Genomic DNA, 18,964 nt, shown 5'->3' on the forward strand with positions numbered 1-18,964 from the left:
GCGCCTGAACAAGCCTTAGAGAAGGATAATTGATAAATTCGCGAGGTGTCAGCAAGGACTGGCCGGAGGTCACCGCCAGGCGTTTGGATACAAAAAAAGCACTGATCCTTTTCGGGAAACAGTGCTTTTTTCTACTTCTGCAACTTATTCAGCGACAACAATCAGCTTCAGGTGTGCAGAAACTTCCGGGTGCAGCTGAACAGTGATGTCGAACTCACCGATGGTGCGGATAACACCAGCCGGCAGGCGAACTTCACTTTTCTCGACTGCGATACCAGCGCCGGAGATCGCATCAGCGATATCACGAGTACCGATAGAGCCGAACAGCTTGCCTTCGTCACCCGCTTTGGCAACAACGGACAGCTCCAGATCGTTGAGCTGTTCAGCGCGAGCCTGGGCAGCAGCCAGCTTATCAGCTGCCGCTTTTTCCAGCTCTGCACGACGCTCTTCGAAACGTGCAACGTTATCACCAGTAGCCGGTACAGCTTTACCCTGCGGGACCAGGTAGTTGCGGCCGAAACCGCCCTTGACCGATACCTTATCGCCAAGCTTACCCAGCTTGCCGATGCTCTCGAGCAGAATTACTTCCATCTCGTAAACCTCATCTATCTACAGCCTCGGGCTGCAGGTTTAATTCCTATCCGGTTGACGGGACTGCCCCGTCTCACCTCTAACCTGTTCATCTCTGCAAGGCTTGTCGTTCAAGGACAGGCCCCACAGTGGTTTCACGGCTTACGCCGCTAATCCTTAGACGTCGTGGCTGTCAGTGTACGGCAGCAGAGCCACGTAACGCGCGCGCTTGATAGCGGTGGCCAGCTGACGCTGGTAACGCGCTTTAGTACCGGTGATGCGGCTCGGAACGATTTTGCCAGTTTCAGTGATGTAGCCTTTCAGAACGTCGAGATCTTTGTAATCGATCTCTTTAACGCCTTCAGCGGTGAAACGGCAGAACTTGCGACGACGGAAAAAACGTGCCATCTGAACTCTCCTTAATCTTACTCTTCTGAAGCGGTTTCAGTTTCTTCAGCAGATGCCCTTTCAGACTTCTGCTCGCCACGGTCTTCACGACGCGGCTTACGCTCTTCACGCGCTTCAGCAGCTTTGATCGGAGAGGCTTCGGTGATTGCTTCTTTACAACGGATAACCATGTTACGCAGCACGGCGTCGTTGTAACGGAACAGGTTAGCCAGTTCGTCGAGAACGCTCTGGGAGCACTCAACGTTCAGCAGCACGTAGTGTGCTTTGTGAACATTGTTGATCGGGTAAGCCAACTGACGACGGCCCCAGTCTTCCAGACGGTGGATCGTGCCGTTATCGCCTTCGATGAGGGCTTTGTAACGCTCGATCATAGCCGGAACCTGCTCGCTCTGGTTCGGGTGAACCAGAAAGACGATTTCGTAATGACGCATTATTGCTCCTTACGGGTTAATAGCCTTCGCATCAGAGAGCACCTAATAGGGTATTGCCGACCGACCGAAAGCAAGGAGTTAAACAACTATAAGTGTATGCCGAATTTATCGGACGCGAAATAATACCTGCAAAGGGGTGTATATACAAGGCCAAACAACCACCTCCATAAAGCAGAACACCGCCCGAAGGCGGTGTTCACAAAGCGGTGGCGAATCGACTCACTCAGCTTCCACTATCTCGAAGCTGTGGCTGATCTCGACGCCACCCTTCTCCAGCATCAGCGACGCTGAGCAGTACTGTTCTGCCGACAACTTAACAGCGCGCTCTACGGCCGAGGGTTTGAGGTTGTGCCCGGTCACCACGAATTTTACGTGAATTTTGGTGAACACCGAGGGCACCGTATCGGCGCGCTCCGCCTCGATCTGCGCCACGCATTCGGTGACATCCTGACGCGCCTTGCGCAGGATGCTCATGACATCAACACTGGTGCAACCGCCGAGCCCCGCCAGCAGCAACTCCATCGGGCGTGGCCCCTGCTTCAGATCACGGTCGATCATTACATCGAAGCCGGAATCGGTAACCGCCTTGAAGCGCTCGTCACCGTCCCAGTGCACATTGACGTTCATCGTCATCTCAGCCTTTTCCTTTATTTAAACAGTTCAGCCAGTTTCTGACCGGGCTCCGGCGCACGCATGAACGCTTCGCCGACCAGAAAGGCATTGACGCCACAGCCACGCATGGCCGCAACATCTTCCGGTGTGTGAATGCCGCTTTCAGTGACCACGATACGGTCTTCGGGGATCATCGACAGCAACGAATAGGTGTGTTCAAGCGACACCTCAAAGGTGTGCAGGTTGCGATTATTGATCCCGACGAGGGTGTTACCCAACGGCAAAGAGCGCTTGAGCTCCTCTTCGTTATGCACTTCGATCAGCACATCCATGCCCAGCGAATGAGCCAGCTTGTTCAGTTCGGCCATCTTCGCATCGGTCAGTGCCGCCACGATCAGCAGGATGCAATCGGCACCGATAGCACGGGCTTCATACACCTGATAGGGCTCGACAATAAAGTCCTTGCGTATGACCGGCAACGAACAGGCTGCACGCGCCTCCATCAGGTATTCGTCGCTGCCCTGGAAAAAGTCCACATCGGTCAACACCGACAGGCAACTGGCACCGCCCTGCTCATAGGAGCGTGCGATCTCCGCCGGGTGGAAAGGATCGCGGATAACGCCTTTGGATGGGCTCGCTTTCTTGACCTCGGCGATCACCGCCGAACGTCCTTCGGAGAGGCTTTTCTGCAAACTGGCGACAAAACCGCGTGGGTCACTGTCGGTTCCGAGCCGCGCACGGATGCGATCGCTCAGATCAGAGATGGAGACCTTGCTGGCCCGCGCTTCGATCTCTTCATGTTTACGTGCAATGATCTTTTTAAGCACTGTCGGTGTGTCGTTCATGATCTGTCCGCTCAAAGCTGTTGGCTGAACTGGGCCAGCTGTTCCATTTTCTTCAGCGCCGCGCCGGATCGGATAGCTTCCAACGCCTTTTCCACGCCCTCTTTATGACTCTCTGCCTGACCGCTCAGGTACACCGCTGCCCCGGCGTTCAACGCCACCATCGCCACCGCTTTACGTGCTGCGGTTGCCTCATCGCCTGACAGCGCTGCGCGGATCAGCTCCAGCGACTGGGCGGGGCTATCCACTACAAGGCCTATCAGGCTCTGGCTTTCTACTCCCAGATCCTCGGGCTTCAAAGTGTATTCGGTGATGCGGCCATCTTTGAGTTCGGCCACATGCGTGTGCGTTGCCAGGCTGATCTCGTCAAGACCATCGTCGGCGTGCACAACCATGATGTGCTCGCCACCGAGTTGCTGCATCACCTCAGCCATCGGTCGACAGAGTTTCTTGGTGAATACGCCGATCACCAGACGCTTTGCACCGGCGGGATTGGTCATTGGGCCGAGGATATTGAACAGGGTGCGAATTCCCAGCGCACGGCGGGCACCGATCGCATGCTTCATCGCACCATGATACCCAGGTGCAAACATGAAGCCGACACCGACCTCATCGATACAACGCGCCACCTGCTCCGCCCCCAGATCCAGATTGATACCGGCTTGCTCAAGCAGATCAGCGCTTCCGCTCTTGGACGATACGCCACGATTGCCATGCTTGGCCACGTTGACGCCACAGGCGGCAGCAACAAAAGCACTGGCAGAGGATACATTGAACAGGTTGGCACCATCACCGCCTGTGCCGACAATATCCACCAGCGTCGCAGCGCGTGCCTTCACCGGCGTGGCGAGTTCGCGCATCACTTGCGCTGCGCCGGTTATCTCGTCGATGGATTCGCTTTTCATGCGCAACCCAACCAGAAAGCCGGCAATCTGCGACTCGCTGCACTGTCCTGTCATCACCTGACGCATCACTTCAACCATTTCATCGCGACTCAGGTCGATATGATCGACGACACGTGCCAACGCTTCTTTAATATCCATTGCTGCTCCTACCTTAGCTTGGGCTTTCGCTACGCTTGAGGAAATTCGCCAGCAGTTCATGCCCCTGCTGGGTCAGTATTGATTCAGGGTGAAACTGCACCCCTTCGACATCCAATTGGCGGTGCCGAATCCCCATGATCTCATCTCGCCGCCCATCCGCCGATCGGGTCCAGGCGGTTACTTCCAACTCTGGCGGCACGCTTTCCGGCTCGATCACCAGAGAGTGATAACGCGTGACTTCAAGCGGGTTGTTCAGGCCTTCAAACACGCCCGTATTGTCGTGATACACCGGCGACGTCTTGCCGTGCATCACCTGACGGGCGCGCACGACATTGGCGCCAAACACCTGCCCGATCGCCTGATGACCCAGACAGATACCCAAAATCGGCAACCGTCCGGCGAAATGCCGAATCGCCTTCATCGAAATCCCGGCTTCATTGGGCGTGCAGGGGCCGGGAGAGATGACCAGCTGAGACGGTTTTCTCGCCTCGATACCGGCCAGATCCAACTCGTCATTGCGGTATACCTCGACGTCAGCCCCCAGCTCACTGAAATACTGCACCACGTTGTAGGTAAACGAATCGTAATTATCGATGATCAGGAGCATCGGTCGCCAAACTGCATGACACGTAACTTCAGGAAACGGGAGTCAAAAGTGACACGCTCCCGGCAAGCGGCCCGACATCGGGCACAGCGTTCAATAATAACGTGAAGCCCGGCTTATAGCACGTTAACAGGCGCGCGCCCAACAGCTTCAGCCTCTGCGCAGCCATACTTTGGTATCGTGAAACACCGCGCCACCGGCAGGGGCCGCAGGTTCTGCACTGACCAGCGCATTCACACCCACGCCGTCGACAAAGGCGCTATTGGGCCACAACCCCTCCACGACCACTACGCCAGGCTGTAAACCTGTGAAGGGCGCTGCATGGATGCGTATCTGCCCGGCGCCATTACCGATGATCACCAGATCACCCTCGTCAACACCAAGGGTGTGAGCCGCGTCGGGGTGTATCAACAGCCGCGGCCGCCCCTCTTTCTTTTGGGACCCTGGCGTTTCGGAAAAGCTGCTGTTAAGAAACGTCCGCGCCGGCGCCGTTACCAACCGGTATGGACACGCATTGTCTGCCTCATCGATGATCTCGGCATGATCGGGCATCTCCGGCAGGCGCCCATCATGATCGCCGAGCGACCGCCAGTCGGCGTAGAAGTGAAAACGCTTGTCGGCATGACCGAATCCGTCCAGAAAATGCGCTGTCTCAAACGCCAATGAACAATCCAGACCACCCATCTGGTGAATCTCGTCAGCACTGGGGAGCCCCCCCGGGTGCAACGCCTTGTCCACCAGATCGAGCGCCCCGACTTCAAACAGTTCGTCCTGCACACCGAGCCGACGCGCCAGCTCGCCGACCACCCAGTGGTTGCTGCGCGCCTCGGCAAAGGGTTCGATAATCGCCTTGCTGACCTGCAGATGAGTATGACCGCTGGCGGTATATATATCGTCGTGCTCCAGGAAGGTGGTTGCCGGAAGCACAATATCGGCCATCGCCGCCGTCTCGGTCATCATCTGCTCATGGACAACGACAAACAGATCGTCACGCATGAACCCCTCTCGCACCCGGGCGGACTCCGGCGCGACCACAACCGGGTTTGTATTCTGGATGAACAGCGCTTTGACCGGTGGCCCGTCGCCCAGATCCTGAGGATTTCCCGTCAGCACTGGCCCGATCCTCGACATATCCAGCATTCTGACGCCCGGGTCTCGTAGCGCTAATCCATGCAGGGGCGTTCGGTCCAGGTCACGATACAGCTCACTGTTGGAGTACAGCGCACCGCCTCCTTGATACTTCCATGCGCCAACCAGAGTCGGCAAACAGGTCACGGCATGCATATTGGACGCTCCATTTCGCGACCGGCTGAAGCCATAACCCAGCCGTATATAACTTCTGGGCGTCTCCGCGTACAGGCGGGCGAACGCTATAATCTGCTCTTCGCTAAGCCCGGTGATGCCCGCCGCCCAGTGCGGCGTACGGGTACTCAGATGCGCCCTAATCCGATCGTCGAAATCGCTGTACGCCTCGAGGTAGTCACGATCCTCCAGGCCATCGGCCAAAATCTGATGCATAACGGCACACGCCAGCGCACCGTCGGTGCCAGGCTTGAGCATCAGGTGCAGGTCAGCCTGCTTAGCGGTCGGTGTTTCATAGGGATCGACCACCACCAGTTTCGCGCCTTTCCTGCGCGCCTTGGCGATATGGGTCATGACATTAATCTGGGTATGTACCGGATTTCCGCCCCAGACAACAATCAGCTCGCTATCGGCGATCTCCCGCGCATCAACGCCCCGTATGGCACCGACGCCCGCACGGTAACCGGCATTGGAGATCGCGACACAGATCGTCTCCTTCTGGCCGGAATACCCCAGCGCATGGCGAAGCCTGTGCGCAGCCCCCCGCTGGGCCCAGCCCATGGTCCCGGCATAAAAATAGGGCCATACCGCTTCGGCACCGTAGGTATCGGTTATGGACTGGAAGCGAGTCGCGACTTCATCGAGCGCCTCATCCCAACCAATCGGCTCGAACGCCGCCAACCCCTCACCTTTTGCACCCACCCTTTTTAAGGGTGTACGCAACCGCTGAGGATGATGAACACGCTCGGCATAGCGCGCGACTTTGGCGCAGATGACACCATCCGTGTATGTGTTGTCTTTGCTCCCATGCACCCGGCCAATCGTGCGGTGATCGATCTTCTCGACCTCAAGCGCACAGGTCGAAGGACAGTCATGAGGACAGACGGCATAGTGGCGGGTTATTTGCTTATCCTGCTTTTTCATCTTTCATCCTTGCCTCACGGGCGCCATGACTGTTAAGAAAGGCTGTCATACTGCCATCTAACGGCGGGACTCTGCCAGACACAGGTGAAGAATCAAACCAATGACCGCGCCCGAAAAGCCTTACTCCCCTGCCTGCGACAACAACAAGGAACCGATTCTTCAGGTGCTGCGCGATGCGTTTGCCGACCGGCACGCAATACTCGAAATTGGCAGTGGAACAGGCCAGCACGCCGTTCACTTTGCCACGGCACTTGATCACCTTGTATGGCAGACCAGTGATCTCGAGGATGCTCATCCCGGCATCATGCTCTGGATCGAAGAGGCCAGACTACCGAACCTGCTCCCGCCGCTTGCACTGGATGTGACCCAACACAACTGGCCATCAGACTTCGATGGCGTCTTCACCGCCAACACAACCCATATCATGCCGTGGAGTTCGGTGATCGAGATGATGACCCGTATCGGTGATGCATTGCCAACAGGCGGGGTATTCTGCCAATACGGGCCCTTTAACTATGGCGGGCGCTTCACCAGTGAAAGCAATGCACGTTTCGACCTGTGGCTGAAGCAGTTCGAGCCGTCGCGCGGCATTCGTGATTTCGAAGCGGTGGAAGCACTCGCTCACCGCGCAGGCCTTGAACTCGTCGCCGACCACGAGATGCCTGCCAACAATCGACTGCTGCAGTGGGTCAAGCGCGCTTGAGGCTCTACCACCAGGTTCCCCAGAACCGGCGTCTGGGTGTGTGCCGTACTTCCGGATGATCGAATCGGTGCAAGAGGGCATCCAGCGGCAACGCGCCGCCCTCGTCCAGCTCCTGCTTTAAGGCGTTCAATCGTTCGACCCGCTCATGGGTCTGCGGATGGGTCCGCAACAGTGACGGTTCGGGCACCCGTCGTCCCGGCATCAGTATGTGTTCCAGCCAGCCGCCCTGTGCCTGTTCGATCACATCCAGCGCATGCGCCAACCCCTCCGGATCCCCGGTCAACCTCGCTGCATTCAGATCGGCGGCGTATTCCCGCGTTCGGGAGAGCGCCAATTGCGCCAGGGCACTGACCACTGGCGCGATCACCAGCAGCAGTATCAGCCACCAGTTGATAGTCACAAGCCCCAACAACAGTAACGGCAGATTCAGTACCAACAACGCCTGACCGACGAAGGATAGCAGGCTGGTCAGACGACTGAACAGGTCAGCCAGCCCCATTACCCAGAGGTCATTGTGCCGGATATGGCTGACTTCATGGGCCAGTACACCCACCAGTTCACGCAGGCTCAGACGCCTGATCATGGCATCGCTCAGTGCGATAGCCGAGCGCCCTCGCGTTCCCACCGAAAACGCGTTCATCACCCGGCTGGGGATCAGGTAGAGCCTGGGCACCGTCTCAAGCCCAGCACGCTCGCACAACCACTCAAGCACCTGATCCAGCGCAGGAAGCTGTCCTCTATCCAGGGGTTTCGCACCGTAAAGCTTCATTACCCAGCGCGGTGACAGCGCCGGATTGAACGCCACAGCAGAAAAACCCATGAAAATCAGCAGCACGACGCCCGCACTGCCCCACAGCAACCAACCCAGCACACCGAGAAAACCACCCATGAACAGTATCAGCAGCACAGACTGCAATCCGTTTCGCAACGCATACTGGCGTAAGTTCAGATGTTCACCAGCCGGTGTCCGCATCACGTTTCCCCATGATCTTAAGCAACCACACTCTTATGGTAGTATCACCTGTTGAGTACCCGCCTTCCATGAAAGTTCTACGCCATGCAACCTTTGCCGATCGACGCCATCCTGCCCGAATTGCAGCGCACTCTCGCCAGCCACCACGAAGCGGTTCTTGAAGCCCCGCCGGGAGCCGGTAAAACAACGCGCGTGCCGCTTGCACTGCTTAACGAGAGCTGGCTTCAAGGGCAGAAAATTCTGATGCTGGAGCCTCGACGACTGGCCGCGCGTGCAGCCGCCGAGCAGCTCGCACGGCAGCTGGGCGAAAAAGCCGGCGAAACCGTCGGTTATCGCGTCCGACTGGACAACTGCATCAGCGAACGTACCCGCATAGAGGTCGTCACTGAAGGTATCCTGACCCGCATGCTGCAAACAGACCCCGCACTTGAAGGGGTGGGTTTGCTGATTTTCGACGAGTTTCACGAACGCAGTCTCGATGCTGACCTTGGCCTCGCACTGGCATTGCAGGGGCGCGAGCTGCTCAGAGATGATCCCCCTCTGAAACTGCTGATCATGTCAGCAACGCTTGATGGTGAGGCCATCGCCGGGCTGCTCGGCAACGCCCCCGTCGTGCGCTCTCAAGGCCGCAGTTACCCGGTGCACACACTCTATACCGGCGCGGCCGAATCCGGCGAGTGGATAGAGCCGCGTATCTGCAAGGTGATCGATCAGGCCCTGCTTGAACAGCACGGAAGCCTGCTGGTCTTTCTGCCGGGGCAAGGCGAGATACGCCGCGTACAGGCGTTGTTAGAGGAGCAACTGAGCAACCGCCCCGACCTGATCCTCGCCCCCCTGTACGGCGATTTGTCACTGGATCAACAGCAACAGGCAATTGCGCCGGCCCCGGCGGGTAAACGAAAGATCGTGCTGGCCACCGCCATTGCCGAAACCAGCCTTACAATCGAAGGTATCGACGTTGTCATCGATTCAGGGCTGTCACGACAGGCCGCGTTCGATCCGGCCACCGGCATGAACCGCCTACACACACGTAGGGTGTCCGCGGCATCCGCAGCGCAGCGTGCAGGCCGCGCAGGACGTCTGGGCCCCGGCACCTGCTACCGCCTTTGGTCCCAAGGCCAGCAGGAACAACTCTCCCCCTTTACGGCGCCGGAGATGCAAACCGCCGATCTGGCTCCGCTGTCTCTAGCACTACTGGCCTGGGGAGTGGACAACCCCGATGAACTGAGCTGGCTTGATCCGCCACCGAAAGCGGCCTGGCAACAGGCGATCACCCTGCTTGAGAGGCTCGACGCCTGCCACATTCAGAGTGACGGTCGCCTGCGCCTTAGCGACTATGGCAACGAGATGGCCAAGCTGCCCACCCACCCGCGCCTGGCCCACCTTCTGCTGACCGGCGTTAAGCATGGACTGCTGCCACTGGCCGCCGATATTGCTGCCCTACTGAGCGAGCGCGACCCGCTTCACGAAGGCGGCAGCGATCTTTACCTGCGCCTTGACTGGCTACACCAGCGCCCTGGCCAACAGAACTCGGGTAGTCAGCGCGCCCTGCATCAGCGTCTTAAACAGCTGAGCACGCAATACCGTCGGCTGGCACAGGATACAGAGGTTGCATCCTGCAACGTGGACAACCCAGGTGATCCCCGCTGGATCGGGTTTCTGCTGGCCGCCGCCTACCCCGATCGCATCGCCCAGACCCGCAAAAACGGTGGTTCGCACTACCGTCTGGCCACGGGACGCGGCGCCGAACTGGAAGTGACCGACCCTCTGTGCCGCGAACCCTGGCTTGTCGTTGCAGAATTGAGCGGCCGTCAGGGTGACGCACGCGACCGTATACGACGCGCCTGCGCACTGAACCCTGCACTGTTCCAGCGCGAGCTGGCCGAACTGGTGCTCGAGGACGAGCGCGTCGAGTGGGATGAATCGCAGCAACGCCTCATCGCCGAACAGCAGCGCCGTGTCGGTGAGCTGGTGCTTGAACGCACGCCTCTGCCCTCCCCTTCACCGGATACACGCAACGGTGCCCTATGCCGATTGATTCGCAAGAAGGGGCTGAGCCTGCTGCCCTGGAACGAGGAGATCAACCTGTGGCGGGAACGCGTGGCGTTCTGTCATCAACATGATGATCAGGGGGGCTGGCCTGACCTGTCAGATTCAGCACTGCTCGACAGCCTAGAGCAGTGGCTCTCGCCCTGGCTGGACGGCGTCAGCCATATCAACCACTTTTCACGGCTGGACCTGTTCGCGATTCTGAAAACCCAACTACCCTGGCCTTTGCCGCAACAGCTGGACGAGCGGGCACCTGAGCGCATTCAGGTCCCCTCGGGTGCGCGCCTACGTATCGACTATAGCGAAACACCGCCGGTGCTCGCCGTAAAGCTGCAGGAGATGTTCGGCTGCACCGCAACACCGGTTATCGGGTTCGGCGTGCGGTTAAAACTGCATCTACTCTCCCCCGCCCGCCGGCCACTTCAGGTCACGCAGGATCTGGAAGGGTTCTGGCGCAATGGCTACGCGGAGGTCAAAAAGGAGATGAAAGGTCGCTATCCGAAGCACCCCTGGCCGGACAATCCACTGGAAGCCGTCGCCACGGCACGCACCAAGAAGGCCGGAGGCTGAGTTCATCGTTTGAGCGCGCTACAATGGCAACACTACACGTACACACGACGATACTGGATGAACGATGATTGAACAGCCTACACCGCCCCAGGAAGGGGAGTGCTGCGAAAGCGAGTGCTCACCCTGTGTTTGGGACACCTACTACGAAGAGATGGCCCTATGGCGCCAGGCCGAAGCTGAGCGCAAGGCCCGCGAAGCTCGAGACAGCGAAGAGTAGTCCGCATGAAGCCCTGTCTTGAGCTGCGCAGCTATCGTGACGAAATCGACCGGCACAGTCACGGCTATCACCAGCTGATTCTGCCTCTAAGCGGCACACTGGCGCTCGAAATCGATGGCCATCAGGGAACGGTCGAAGCACACCGCTGCGCGGTTATCCACACTGGCGCGGAGCACTGTTTTCAAGCCAAGGGGGGCAACCGGTTTCTGGTCGCCGATCTGCCGCTTATGGCTGAGGATAAGATCGAACAACTACCCGCGTTCCTATCCTTGAATGGAGAGTCGCTTGAGTACGCCGAATTTCTCGCCCGCCTGCTGAGCAACGGCAAACTCACGGCACCACTGCAGCAATCAAGCAGTCATCTATTGATCGACCTGCTGCTGACCAGCAACACCCTTGCCTCCCCCGCCATAGACCAACGCATCCTGGCGGTTCGGAACTATATCGATCAACACTTCAGCGATCCGATCCCGTTATCCACCCTTGGATCACTGGTTCATCTGAGCCAGCGTCAACTCAACACTCTATTCCGACGCGAGTACGGTTGTTCGCCCTCTGATTACCTGCTGCGGGTACGCATGGAGCACGCACGTTCTTGGCTGATCAGTAGCGAGGACAGCATACAGCGCGTTGCCGAGCGTAGTGGCTACAGTAATCTGGCTGCATTCAGCGACCGCTTCAAACGCCACTTCGGCCTATCGCCCCGGCATTACCGCTCATCAATCATCCATTAACCGCCATTACGGCAAACAACTGTGCCCATCCGGCAAAGACTCGATCGTCTGAGCGCGATAAGATCAGCGCATTCCTTTGCTGAGCATTGAGCCAACATCATGAACACCCGCTCCGCCACGTTGATCGGCAGCATATCCATCCTGCTTTGGGGCACCCTTGCTCTCATGACACGCTGGACCGACGCCCGCATCCCCCCGTTTCAGCTACTGGCGATGACCTTCACGCTGGCCTGGTTACTGATGCAAACCCGCTGGTGGCTGCGCGGCGAAAGCGGCGTGCGTTTCCTGCGCCAGCCGTTGCCCGTCTGGCTGCTCGGCATCGGCGGACTTTTCGGCTACCACCTGTTCTACTTTATCGCGCTGGCCAAGGCACCTGCGGCCGAAGCGGGCCTGATCGCCTACCTCTGGCCACTGCTGATCGTACTCTTGTCGGCACTGCTTCCGGGTGAGCGCCTCAGAACCGCACACATTCTGGGCGCCGTACTGGCAGCGTCCGGCAGCGCTCTGTTGCTGATCAACAATGACACCGGCTTTAGCGATGAACACAGCCTTGGCTATCTGGCCGCCGGCGCCTGCGCCCTGATCTGGTCAAGCTATTCGGTACTGAGCCGTCGATTCTCGTCCGTCCCCACCGATACCGTGGGCTGGTACTGTGCAGGAACTGCGCTGCTGGGGCTGGTGTGCCACTGGCTGTTCGAGCAAACCGTATGGCCCGAACACAGCCTCCAGTGGGTCGGCATCATCGGGCTGGGGCTGGGGCCTGTCGGCATCGCCTTCCTGACCTGGGATATCGGCGTCAAGAAGGGCAACATTCAGCTGCTCGGCACTCTGGCCTATGCAGCGCCACTGATCTCAACACTGCTGCTGATTCTGGCCGGAGAAGCCCAGGCATCGTCGCGATTGCTGCTGGCTTGTGTGCTCATTGTCGGCGGGTCGATGGTGGCGGGCATTCGGTTAAGTCAGCGATGGAAACTTAAAATCCCGAAAAATAGCGGATCAGCCTAAATGGATGGGCCAGCGCGCCCTCCATTCGCATCTTTCTGGTTCATGATTACGCTCAGACGCTATACAGCTGACAAGGCTTGTCGCGATTGTTGCCTCTAAGGCCCCAAAATGGGACTACTCATCGTTACCAAAAATAGAAATAAAACTTAATTAATCGATAATTGTGTCAAATCTAAACGCATGACTAAGATGCTCCGACAACAAAAACACGTATCTTTTATGAGGAACATCTATGGCTGGGTCAGATACACTGACACTTGATGCTAACCGGGTGAGCACACTGTCAGACAAGAAAATCTACAAACTCGTAATCGCCTCCTCTATTGGCAACGCCTTGGAGTGGTTTGACCTTATCGTCTACGGGTTCTTCGCGGCGACAATAGCAAAACTCTTCTTTCCTTCAGACAACGAAACCGTTTCACTCCTGCTAGCCTTGGGTAGTTTTGCCCTTTCCTATCTTATCCGTCCATTAGGCGCAGTCATCATAGGTTCCTACGCAGACCGGGTTGGCCGAAAAGCCGCCATGCTGCTGACAATATGGCTCATGATGATCGGCACCTTTCTAATCTCGGTTATGCCGACCTATGAAACGATCGGAATTCTGGCACCCATCGGCATCTTCGCAGCGCGCTTGATCCAGGGTTTTTCCGCGGGTGGCGAGTTCGGAACCGCGACAGCTCTCTTGGTTGAAAAAGCTCCACACAAAAAAGGGCTGATCTCCAGCTTCATGTTCGCCAGCCAGGGGGTCAGCGGGTTACTTGCCTCGGGTTTCGGCCTGCTGTTGACCACCACCCTTACGACTGATCAGTTACACGATTGGGGATGGCGAATTCCTTTCCTGTTCGGTTTGCTGATCGGCCCGGTAGGACTCTACATACGCCGTCATATTGAAGAAGCGACCGAATTTAAACAATCAGAACCCCAATCCGCGCCTGTTAGCACACTGTTAAAACATCACAAGGGCAGCATTTTGATGGCCATCGGGGCGATGATGTTATCTACCTCCGTAAGCTATACCATCATTTACATGCCAACCTATGCGGTAAAGCAGCTAGGCCTAAGCGCATCCATCGGCTTCGGCGGCACACTGCTGAGCGGGATTATTCTGACGATTCTGACCCCGTTCGTCGGCCATTTGTCCGACCTTATCGGCCGCACCAAAGTGATGCTAACTGCATGCACCATTTTTGTAATCTCGATCGTTCCAGTTTTCTATTACCTGAGCCTGTACCCTGCGCTTGCCACACTGTTCATGATGCTGACTTGGTTGAGCCTGCTGAAGGCCTTCTACTACGGAGGATTGCCCGCACTGCTCTCCGAGCTGTTCCCAACCAGGGTACGGGCAACAGGAATGTCCCTGAGCTACAACATCGCGACAACGCTATTCGGCAGTGCTACACCGTTCTTCATCGCCTTGCTCATCAGCAGCAGCGGAAATAATCTGGCACCAAGTTTTTATCTCATCTTTACCAGTACCGTCAGCATGATTACGCTCCTGATCGTACGACATAAACGCTCAATCGGTTAAGCAAAGCAATAAAATAATAAAGGAGGGACAAACAAGCCCTCCTTTATTATTTTAGAAATCTTTAAAGCTTCTATTTACGCTGTTATCTACTCGTTAAAAGCTGCTATTTAATTAAAAATAAATTTGCTAAACGACGCATAAAACCACCTATTAAAGCAGCCAAAAATAGCTCATTCTCCACTAGGGAAGCTGTGAACAAGTCCTCCGCATGAGACAATCCCCGGCACAAACACATTGAGGATGTTCGGATGGATCAGCACCTGCTGGGACAGCACGGTTTAGCTCGCCAGATTTTTGAAGCTGTCAACCAGTGGCTGCCGGAAGCCGGCGTCCTGCTCAAAGAGGGCTCGCTGATTGATGCCACCATTATTGAGGCTCCGAGTTCGACCAAAAACAAAGCCGGTGAGCGTGATCCGGAGATGCATCAGACCAAGAAAGGGAATGAATGGCACTTTGGAATGAAGGCACATATCGGTGTTGATGCGCGAACCGGAGTCACTCACAGTTTCACGACGACAGCGGCTCATGAGCACGATCTTAATCAGGCCGGTTATGTACTGCATGGTGATGAGGCCTTCATCTTCGCGGACACGGGATACCCTGGCGCGGAAAAACGGGATGAGTTGAAGCATGTTCGAGCTGATTGGCACATCGCAGAAAGACCGGGGACGCTCCGAGCTCTGAAAAAGCATCCCCGCATCAACAAAGTCAGAATCCGTACCGAATATCTGAAGGCCAGTGTGCGGGCAAAAGTGGAGCATCCCTTCGGATCATCAAGTGCCAGTTTGGCTTTGTAAAAGCACGTTATCGCGGCCTGACGAAAAACGACGGCAAGCTGGCTATGCTATTTGCGCTGGCCAACATTGTCCGTGTGGATCAGATGTTGAGAGCACAGGGTTACTCCGTCTGGACTGCCTTAAAGGGCAGTTCTGACCAATCTAATATAGGTAAATCCGCGCTACTGAAGGGGCTGCTCAGATAAGGATAGAGGATCAGCCCGGTATCGCGAACTTAATCACAGGATTACTAGCAAAACTCTGGCTAAAAAGAGTTATCACGAACATCTGGCGCCTCTGCCCTTAGCAGCTGTTCCTCCAGAAAGTGCACAAAATACTGAATAATCTGCGGCAGCCTCCGTCCAGCCATCACCTGTATCTGTAAGCTACGCTGCCTTAATTGCGCATCGCTCATCGGTATCAGCACCATACTGTCAATATCCGCCTGATCTCGAACGGATGCCGCTCCACACAGCGTGACCATGGCGTTATCTTTCCTCACCATGGCATAGATAGCGCCTAGCGAGTCACATGAAAAGTCGGGTACTACAGTGATGCCTGCTACATTACAGGCAATATCAAAAAGGTAACGCATGGTTGTCCCGTTTAGCGGCAGCGCCAAGGGATAACCTTTAAGATCCGTGACGCTGAGCTGACTGCGACTTGCAAGAGGATGAGCAGACGGCATAAGTGCACAAATGGCACCCGCGTGGTTGGCAACAACCTCCACACCAATCATTGGCGCCAAACTGAATGTGATTGCGATATCTGCAGCGCCCTCCTTGACCAGTTCGGAAGCACGCGCAGAATCCACAACCTGCAGATCGAATTTAACGCCCGGATGAAAACTTCTAAACTCCCCGATCACACTCGGTAAAAAATGCCATCCTAGGCCGTCTGGGCACGCGACCCGGATACGGTGCTGCTGGAGAGCGTCTATCCCCCGCATTTTTGAGAGGACCTCATTAACTTCCAACTGATTGCGCAGAGCATAGGCCAGCAGCACTTCACCAGCTTCGGTTAACGACATCCCCCGCGGGCGCCGCTCGAACAGCTTAAGTCCCAACTGGCTTTCCAAGTTACTGATCTGGCGACTTACCGCTGAAACCGCCACATGCAACTCTTCTGCCGCAGCCGAGAGAGTGCCTGTCGTGGCAACACTTTGAAAGAAACGCAGGTTTAGCTCTTTCATACTCCCTCGCTGATCTGTCACCGGTCTGGGCATGCGCCCATGAGCGTTCGCTCAGGTTTCTAATATTTAGAAACTATCATTGATATATTAATTATTGTTGCAAATCAATAGAAACCTTAATCTTAAGTCATATTCACTATGACGTTTAACTTATCTCTCCTGCTGGACTTTTTATGACGACAGAAGCAAAAACCAGCCGCGATTTGGCAATACAATTAGCGACAAGCTCTTTGTCTTCAGGCATTTTTTTTGATTCCCTTTCAAAACGCATACAGTACCGTACAGTTAGCCAAGATCCGAATTGCAGAGCAGATATAGATCGCTATTTAGATATTGAAATCACCCCATTACTTCATACATTGGGTTTTAGGACTCGCATACTAGAAAATCCTAAACCCGGTAAGCCGCCACTATTAATCGGGGAACGAATCGAAGATCCCGCATTACTCACTTTACTCACCTATGGTCACGGCGACGTGACTGAGGGCCAGGAAGAACTGTGGCCTGATAATCTATCCCCATGGGAACTGACGCCACGCAACGGACGTTGGTACGGGCGCGGCACTGCCGACAATAAAGGCCAGCACAGTATTAACCTGACCGCTCTCGCAGCCGTATTGAAAGCGAGGGACGGCAAACTCGGTTATAACATCAAGATTCTGTTTGAGATGAGCGAGGAAGTGGGCTCTCCCGGTCTTGAGGAAACCTGCCGCCTGTATGCCGACGAGCTCAAAGCAGACCTGTTTCTGGCATCGGATGGCCCTCGCATTCGTCACGACCTGCCAACCATTTTTCTGGGCTCCAGGGGGGTATGCCAGTTCCGGCTGATTCTGAATACAGGCAACGGGGTACGACACTCGGGTAACTGGGGTGGCATCATTACTAATCCTGCGATAGTGCTCAGCCATGCTCTGGCAACGCTTGTTTCCAGCAGTGGTGAGTTGCAGGCCGATTTTTTGAAAGCACCGGCGTTGCCCCAGCATGTTTCGATGCTGATACGCGACCTGCCGGTTGGAGGGGAAACGTTTGACCCCGAGCTGAATCCCAACTGGGGGCAGCCCGGCTTGACCATCGCCGAGCGCTTGTATGGCAACAATACCCTCGAGATCGTCGGTCTAAGCTCAGGACGCACCGACAAACCCGTCGGAGCCATCCCGGAAAAAGCTGAAGCAATCTGCCAGTTGCGTTTTGTTCGGGGTACCGATTGGAAATCGGTCGAGACCAAACTGCGCGAGCACTTGGACGACCGCGGGTTCGAGGCGATCGAGATCAAATCCGAAGGTGGTTACGATGCCACTCGACTCGATCCCACACACCCCTGGGTCGGATTCGTAGAACAGTCAGCACAACGCTCCCTCGAACAGCCGATCAGTGTCCTACCTAATCTTGGCGGCACCATTCCCAACCACTGTTTTGCCGATGTATTGGGCCTGCCCACGGTATGGCTGCCGCACTCTTACCCATCCTGCGACCAACATGCACCGGGGGAACACCTGCTCGAGGAGGTCGTTTCTCAAGGGCTGAAAATTGCCACCGGGATTTTTTGGGATCTCGGCGAGCCTAGTGCACATACGCAGCTAACCCACTCAACACAGTCAGCGAGCAGTAAACCATGACGAATTGCCCATACAGTTCAACGAATATCAAAGCGGCTCAGGTCGATCTCGACAACGAGAATGTGCATTGGGACCAGGAGATGAGCTATGGCCAGTACCTAACACTTGACCCATTGCTGGAGTGCCAAAATCCGGTCTCCGGTGAGCACGATGAGATGCTCTTCATCGTGATCCATCAGGCATCTGAGTTGTGGATGAAGCTTTGCCTGCATGAGGCCTATGGTGCTGCCAAGCATATTCAGCAGGACAATCTGCGCCCGGCGTTCAAAATGCTGAGCCGCGTCGCTCGCATTCAGGAACAGCTGATTCAAGCCTGGGAAGTGTTGGTCACCATGACGCCATCGGACTACGCTAGCTTCCGCGATAAATTGGGACAAAGCTCCGGCTTTCAGTCATACCAATATCGTGAGCTTGAGTTTCTGCTTGGCAATAAGAACGCCAAAATGATCGAGGCACACAGAGCACACCCGCATCACTACAACCATCTGCAAACGGTTTTGAATGCACCCAGCCTCTATGACCTCACCCTGCAGTTACTGAGTAAGCGTGGCTTCTCGATTCCCGATAGTCATCTGCAGCGCGACTGGGCTCAGCCATACAGCGCCAGCCCAGAGATCGAAAAAGCCTGGTCGGCGATCTACCGCAATACGGGTGATTACTGGGATCTGTATGAGCTCGCTGAAAAGCTGGTTGATATGGAGTTCAATTTCCAGCGCTGGCGATTCAGCCACATGAAAACCGTTGAGCGCATCATCGGCTACCGTCAGGGTACAGGCGGCACTGCGGGCGTCAACTACCTGGTCAAAGCCCTAGACCTTCAATTCTTCCCCGAGCTTTGGTCGGTGAGAACCTCCATCTGAGGGTC

18 protein-coding genes and 1 pseudogene are annotated in these 18,964 nt (G+C 56.1%); 9 read left to right on the forward strand and 10 right to left on the reverse strand.

The window, feature by feature from the left end; all coding sequences use genetic code 11:
* Positions 1 to 144 precede the first annotated feature (144 nt).
* The 8 genes from rplI to ADIMK_RS02250 form a co-directional block, all read right to left on the reverse strand.
* Positions 145 to 591 carry a 50S ribosomal protein L9 gene (gene rplI / locus ADIMK_RS02215; RefSeq protein WP_036182964.1) on the reverse strand — a complete coding sequence of 149 codons (447 nt, stop codon included), beginning with the start codon at positions 589 to 591 and terminating at the stop codon, positions 145 to 147.
* 156 nt (positions 592 to 747) lie between these two features.
* Entirely contained in the window at positions 748 to 978 is a 231-nt protein-coding gene (rpsR, locus tag ADIMK_RS02220) for a 30S ribosomal protein S18 (RefSeq protein WP_036182966.1), read from the reverse strand.
* Between the two features lie 17 nt (positions 979 to 995).
* Positions 996 to 1,409 (reverse strand): 30S ribosomal protein S6, encoded by a 414-nt coding sequence (gene rpsF / locus ADIMK_RS02225; protein WP_036182968.1) that lies wholly within the window; start codon positions 1,407 to 1,409, stop codon positions 996 to 998.
* A gap of 219 nt (positions 1,410 to 1,628) precedes the next feature.
* Entirely contained in the window at positions 1,629 to 2,036 is a 408-nt protein-coding gene (locus tag ADIMK_RS02230) for an OsmC family protein (protein ID WP_036183248.1), read from the reverse strand.
* Between the two features lie 20 nt (positions 2,037 to 2,056).
* Complete coding sequence (trpC, locus tag ADIMK_RS02235; protein ID WP_036183253.1) at positions 2,057 to 2,866, reverse strand: indole-3-glycerol phosphate synthase TrpC; 810 nt, start codon at positions 2,864 to 2,866, stop codon at positions 2,057 to 2,059.
* A gap of 11 nt (positions 2,867 to 2,877) precedes the next feature.
* Positions 2,878 to 3,906, reverse strand: coding sequence for an anthranilate phosphoribosyltransferase (gene trpD, locus ADIMK_RS02240; protein WP_036182970.1), 1,029 nt, complete (start codon positions 3,904 to 3,906; stop codon positions 2,878 to 2,880).
* Positions 3,907 to 3,919: 13 nt separating this feature from the next.
* Complete coding sequence (locus ADIMK_RS02245) at positions 3,920 to 4,513, reverse strand: anthranilate synthase component II (RefSeq protein WP_036182972.1); 594 nt, start codon at positions 4,511 to 4,513, stop codon at positions 3,920 to 3,922.
* A 147-nt stretch (positions 4,514 to 4,660) separates the two neighbouring features.
* Entirely contained in the window at positions 4,661 to 6,736 is a 2,076-nt protein-coding gene (locus tag ADIMK_RS02250; RefSeq protein WP_051692334.1) for a molybdopterin-dependent oxidoreductase, read from the reverse strand.
* Between the two features lie 100 nt (positions 6,737 to 6,836).
* Here ADIMK_RS02250 and ADIMK_RS02255 point away from each other — a divergent pair, with 100 nt between their 5' ends.
* Positions 6,837 to 7,439 (forward strand): DUF938 domain-containing protein, encoded by a 603-nt coding sequence (locus tag ADIMK_RS02255; RefSeq protein WP_036182974.1) that lies wholly within the window; start codon positions 6,837 to 6,839, stop codon positions 7,437 to 7,439.
* A gap of 4 nt (positions 7,440 to 7,443) precedes the next feature.
* Here ADIMK_RS02255 and ADIMK_RS02260 read toward each other — a convergent pair whose 3' ends face one another.
* Complete coding sequence (locus tag ADIMK_RS02260; protein ID WP_051692337.1) at positions 7,444 to 8,412, reverse strand: zinc metalloprotease HtpX; 969 nt, start codon at positions 8,410 to 8,412, stop codon at positions 7,444 to 7,446.
* An 84-nt stretch (positions 8,413 to 8,496) separates the two neighbouring features.
* Here ADIMK_RS02260 and hrpB point away from each other — a divergent pair, with 84 nt between their 5' ends.
* The 6 genes and pseudogenes from hrpB to ADIMK_RS02285 all read left to right on the forward strand — a co-directional run.
* A complete protein-coding gene (gene hrpB, locus ADIMK_RS02265) occupies positions 8,497 to 11,031 on the forward strand; it encodes an ATP-dependent helicase HrpB (RefSeq protein ID WP_036182976.1) in 2,535 nt (844 codons plus the stop codon).
* 64 nt (positions 11,032 to 11,095) lie between these two features.
* Positions 11,096 to 11,248, forward strand: coding sequence for an oxidoreductase-like domain-containing protein (locus ADIMK_RS21625; RefSeq protein ID WP_156042752.1), 153 nt, complete (start codon positions 11,096 to 11,098; stop codon positions 11,246 to 11,248).
* A gap of 5 nt (positions 11,249 to 11,253) precedes the next feature.
* Positions 11,254 to 11,982 (forward strand): AraC family transcriptional regulator, encoded by a 729-nt coding sequence (locus ADIMK_RS02270; RefSeq protein ID WP_036182978.1) that lies wholly within the window; start codon positions 11,254 to 11,256, stop codon positions 11,980 to 11,982.
* A gap of 99 nt (positions 11,983 to 12,081) precedes the next feature.
* Positions 12,082 to 12,987 (forward strand): aromatic amino acid exporter YddG, encoded by a 906-nt coding sequence (gene yddG, locus ADIMK_RS02275; protein WP_036182980.1) that lies wholly within the window; start codon positions 12,082 to 12,084, stop codon positions 12,985 to 12,987.
* Positions 12,988 to 13,219: 232 nt separating this feature from the next.
* On the forward strand, positions 13,220 to 14,515 hold the full coding sequence (locus tag ADIMK_RS02280; protein WP_036182982.1) for an MFS transporter: 1,296 nt from the start codon (positions 13,220 to 13,222) through the stop codon (positions 14,513 to 14,515).
* A 254-nt stretch (positions 14,516 to 14,769) separates the two neighbouring features.
* Positions 14,770 to 15,419 (forward strand): annotated as a pseudogene (locus ADIMK_RS02285) (IS5 family transposase); the annotation flags it as partial.
* Positions 15,420 to 15,556: 137 nt separating this feature from the next.
* On the opposite strand, the gene ADIMK_RS02290 reads toward ADIMK_RS02285, so the two are convergent.
* The gene (locus ADIMK_RS02290) at positions 15,557 to 16,483 is read right to left on the reverse strand and encodes a LysR family transcriptional regulator (protein WP_036182984.1); all 927 of its coding nucleotides are present in this window, start codon (positions 16,481 to 16,483) and stop codon (positions 15,557 to 15,559) included.
* Positions 16,484 to 16,656: 173 nt separating this feature from the next.
* Here ADIMK_RS02290 and ADIMK_RS02295 point away from each other — a divergent pair, with 173 nt between their 5' ends.
* Both ADIMK_RS02295 and kynA read left to right on the forward strand, forming a co-directional pair.
* A complete protein-coding gene (locus ADIMK_RS02295) occupies positions 16,657 to 18,099 on the forward strand; it encodes a M20 family metallopeptidase (protein WP_036182985.1) in 1,443 nt (480 codons plus the stop codon).
* Entirely contained in the window at positions 18,096 to 18,959 is an 864-nt protein-coding gene (gene kynA / locus ADIMK_RS02300; RefSeq protein ID WP_036182988.1) for a tryptophan 2,3-dioxygenase, read from the forward strand. The genes ADIMK_RS02295 and kynA overlap by 4 nt, the downstream gene beginning before the upstream one ends.
* The last annotated feature ends 5 nt before the right edge of the window (positions 18,960 to 18,964 follow it).

It is taken from the genome of Marinobacterium lacunae (genome assembly GCF_000705555.1).
GTDB lineage: Bacteria > Pseudomonadota > Gammaproteobacteria > Pseudomonadales > Balneatricaceae > Marinobacterium_D > Marinobacterium_D lacunae.

Excerpts from the sequence above, each read along its gene's own strand:
- ADIMK_RS02250 (WP_051692334.1), bottom strand. The coding sequence starts at position 6,736 with ATGAAAAAGCAGGATAAGCAAATAACCCGCCACTATGCCGTCTGTCCT.
- ADIMK_RS02270 (WP_036182978.1), top strand. The coding sequence starts at position 11,254 with ATGAAGCCCTGTCTTGAGCTGCGCAGCTATCGTGACGAAATCGACCGG.
- ADIMK_RS02260 (WP_051692337.1), bottom strand. The coding sequence starts at position 8,412 with ATGCGGACACCGGCTGGTGAACATCTGAACTTACGCCAGTATGCGTTG.
- ADIMK_RS21625 (WP_156042752.1), top strand. The coding sequence starts at position 11,096 with ATGATTGAACAGCCTACACCGCCCCAGGAAGGGGAGTGCTGCGAAAGC.
- yddG (WP_036182980.1), top strand. The coding sequence starts at position 12,082 with ATGAACACCCGCTCCGCCACGTTGATCGGCAGCATATCCATCCTGCTT.
- rpsR (WP_036182966.1), bottom strand. The coding sequence starts at position 978 with ATGGCACGTTTTTTCCGTCGTCGCAAGTTCTGCCGTTTCACCGCTGAA.
- ADIMK_RS02295 (WP_036182985.1), top strand. The coding sequence starts at position 16,657 with ATGACGACAGAAGCAAAAACCAGCCGCGATTTGGCAATACAATTAGCG.
- trpD (WP_036182970.1), bottom strand. The coding sequence starts at position 3,906 with ATGGATATTAAAGAAGCGTTGGCACGTGTCGTCGATCATATCGACCTG.
- ADIMK_RS02245 (WP_036182972.1), bottom strand. The coding sequence starts at position 4,513 with ATGCTCCTGATCATCGATAATTACGATTCGTTTACCTACAACGTGGTG.
- trpC (WP_036183253.1), bottom strand. The coding sequence starts at position 2,866 with ATGAACGACACACCGACAGTGCTTAAAAAGATCATTGCACGTAAACAT.
- ADIMK_RS02255 (WP_036182974.1), top strand. The coding sequence starts at position 6,837 with ATGACCGCGCCCGAAAAGCCTTACTCCCCTGCCTGCGACAACAACAAG.
- kynA (WP_036182988.1), top strand. The coding sequence starts at position 18,096 with ATGACGAATTGCCCATACAGTTCAACGAATATCAAAGCGGCTCAGGTC.
- rpsF (WP_036182968.1), bottom strand. The coding sequence starts at position 1,409 with ATGCGTCATTACGAAATCGTCTTTCTGGTTCACCCGAACCAGAGCGAG.
- ADIMK_RS02280 (WP_036182982.1), top strand. The coding sequence starts at position 13,220 with ATGGCTGGGTCAGATACACTGACACTTGATGCTAACCGGGTGAGCACA.
- ADIMK_RS02290 (WP_036182984.1), bottom strand. The coding sequence starts at position 16,483 with ATGAAAGAGCTAAACCTGCGTTTCTTTCAAAGTGTTGCCACGACAGGC.
- ADIMK_RS02230 (WP_036183248.1), bottom strand. The coding sequence starts at position 2,036 with ATGAACGTCAATGTGCACTGGGACGGTGACGAGCGCTTCAAGGCGGTT.
- rplI (WP_036182964.1), bottom strand. The coding sequence starts at position 591 with ATGGAAGTAATTCTGCTCGAGAGCATCGGCAAGCTGGGTAAGCTTGGC.
- hrpB (WP_036182976.1), top strand. The coding sequence starts at position 8,497 with ATGCAACCTTTGCCGATCGACGCCATCCTGCCCGAATTGCAGCGCACT.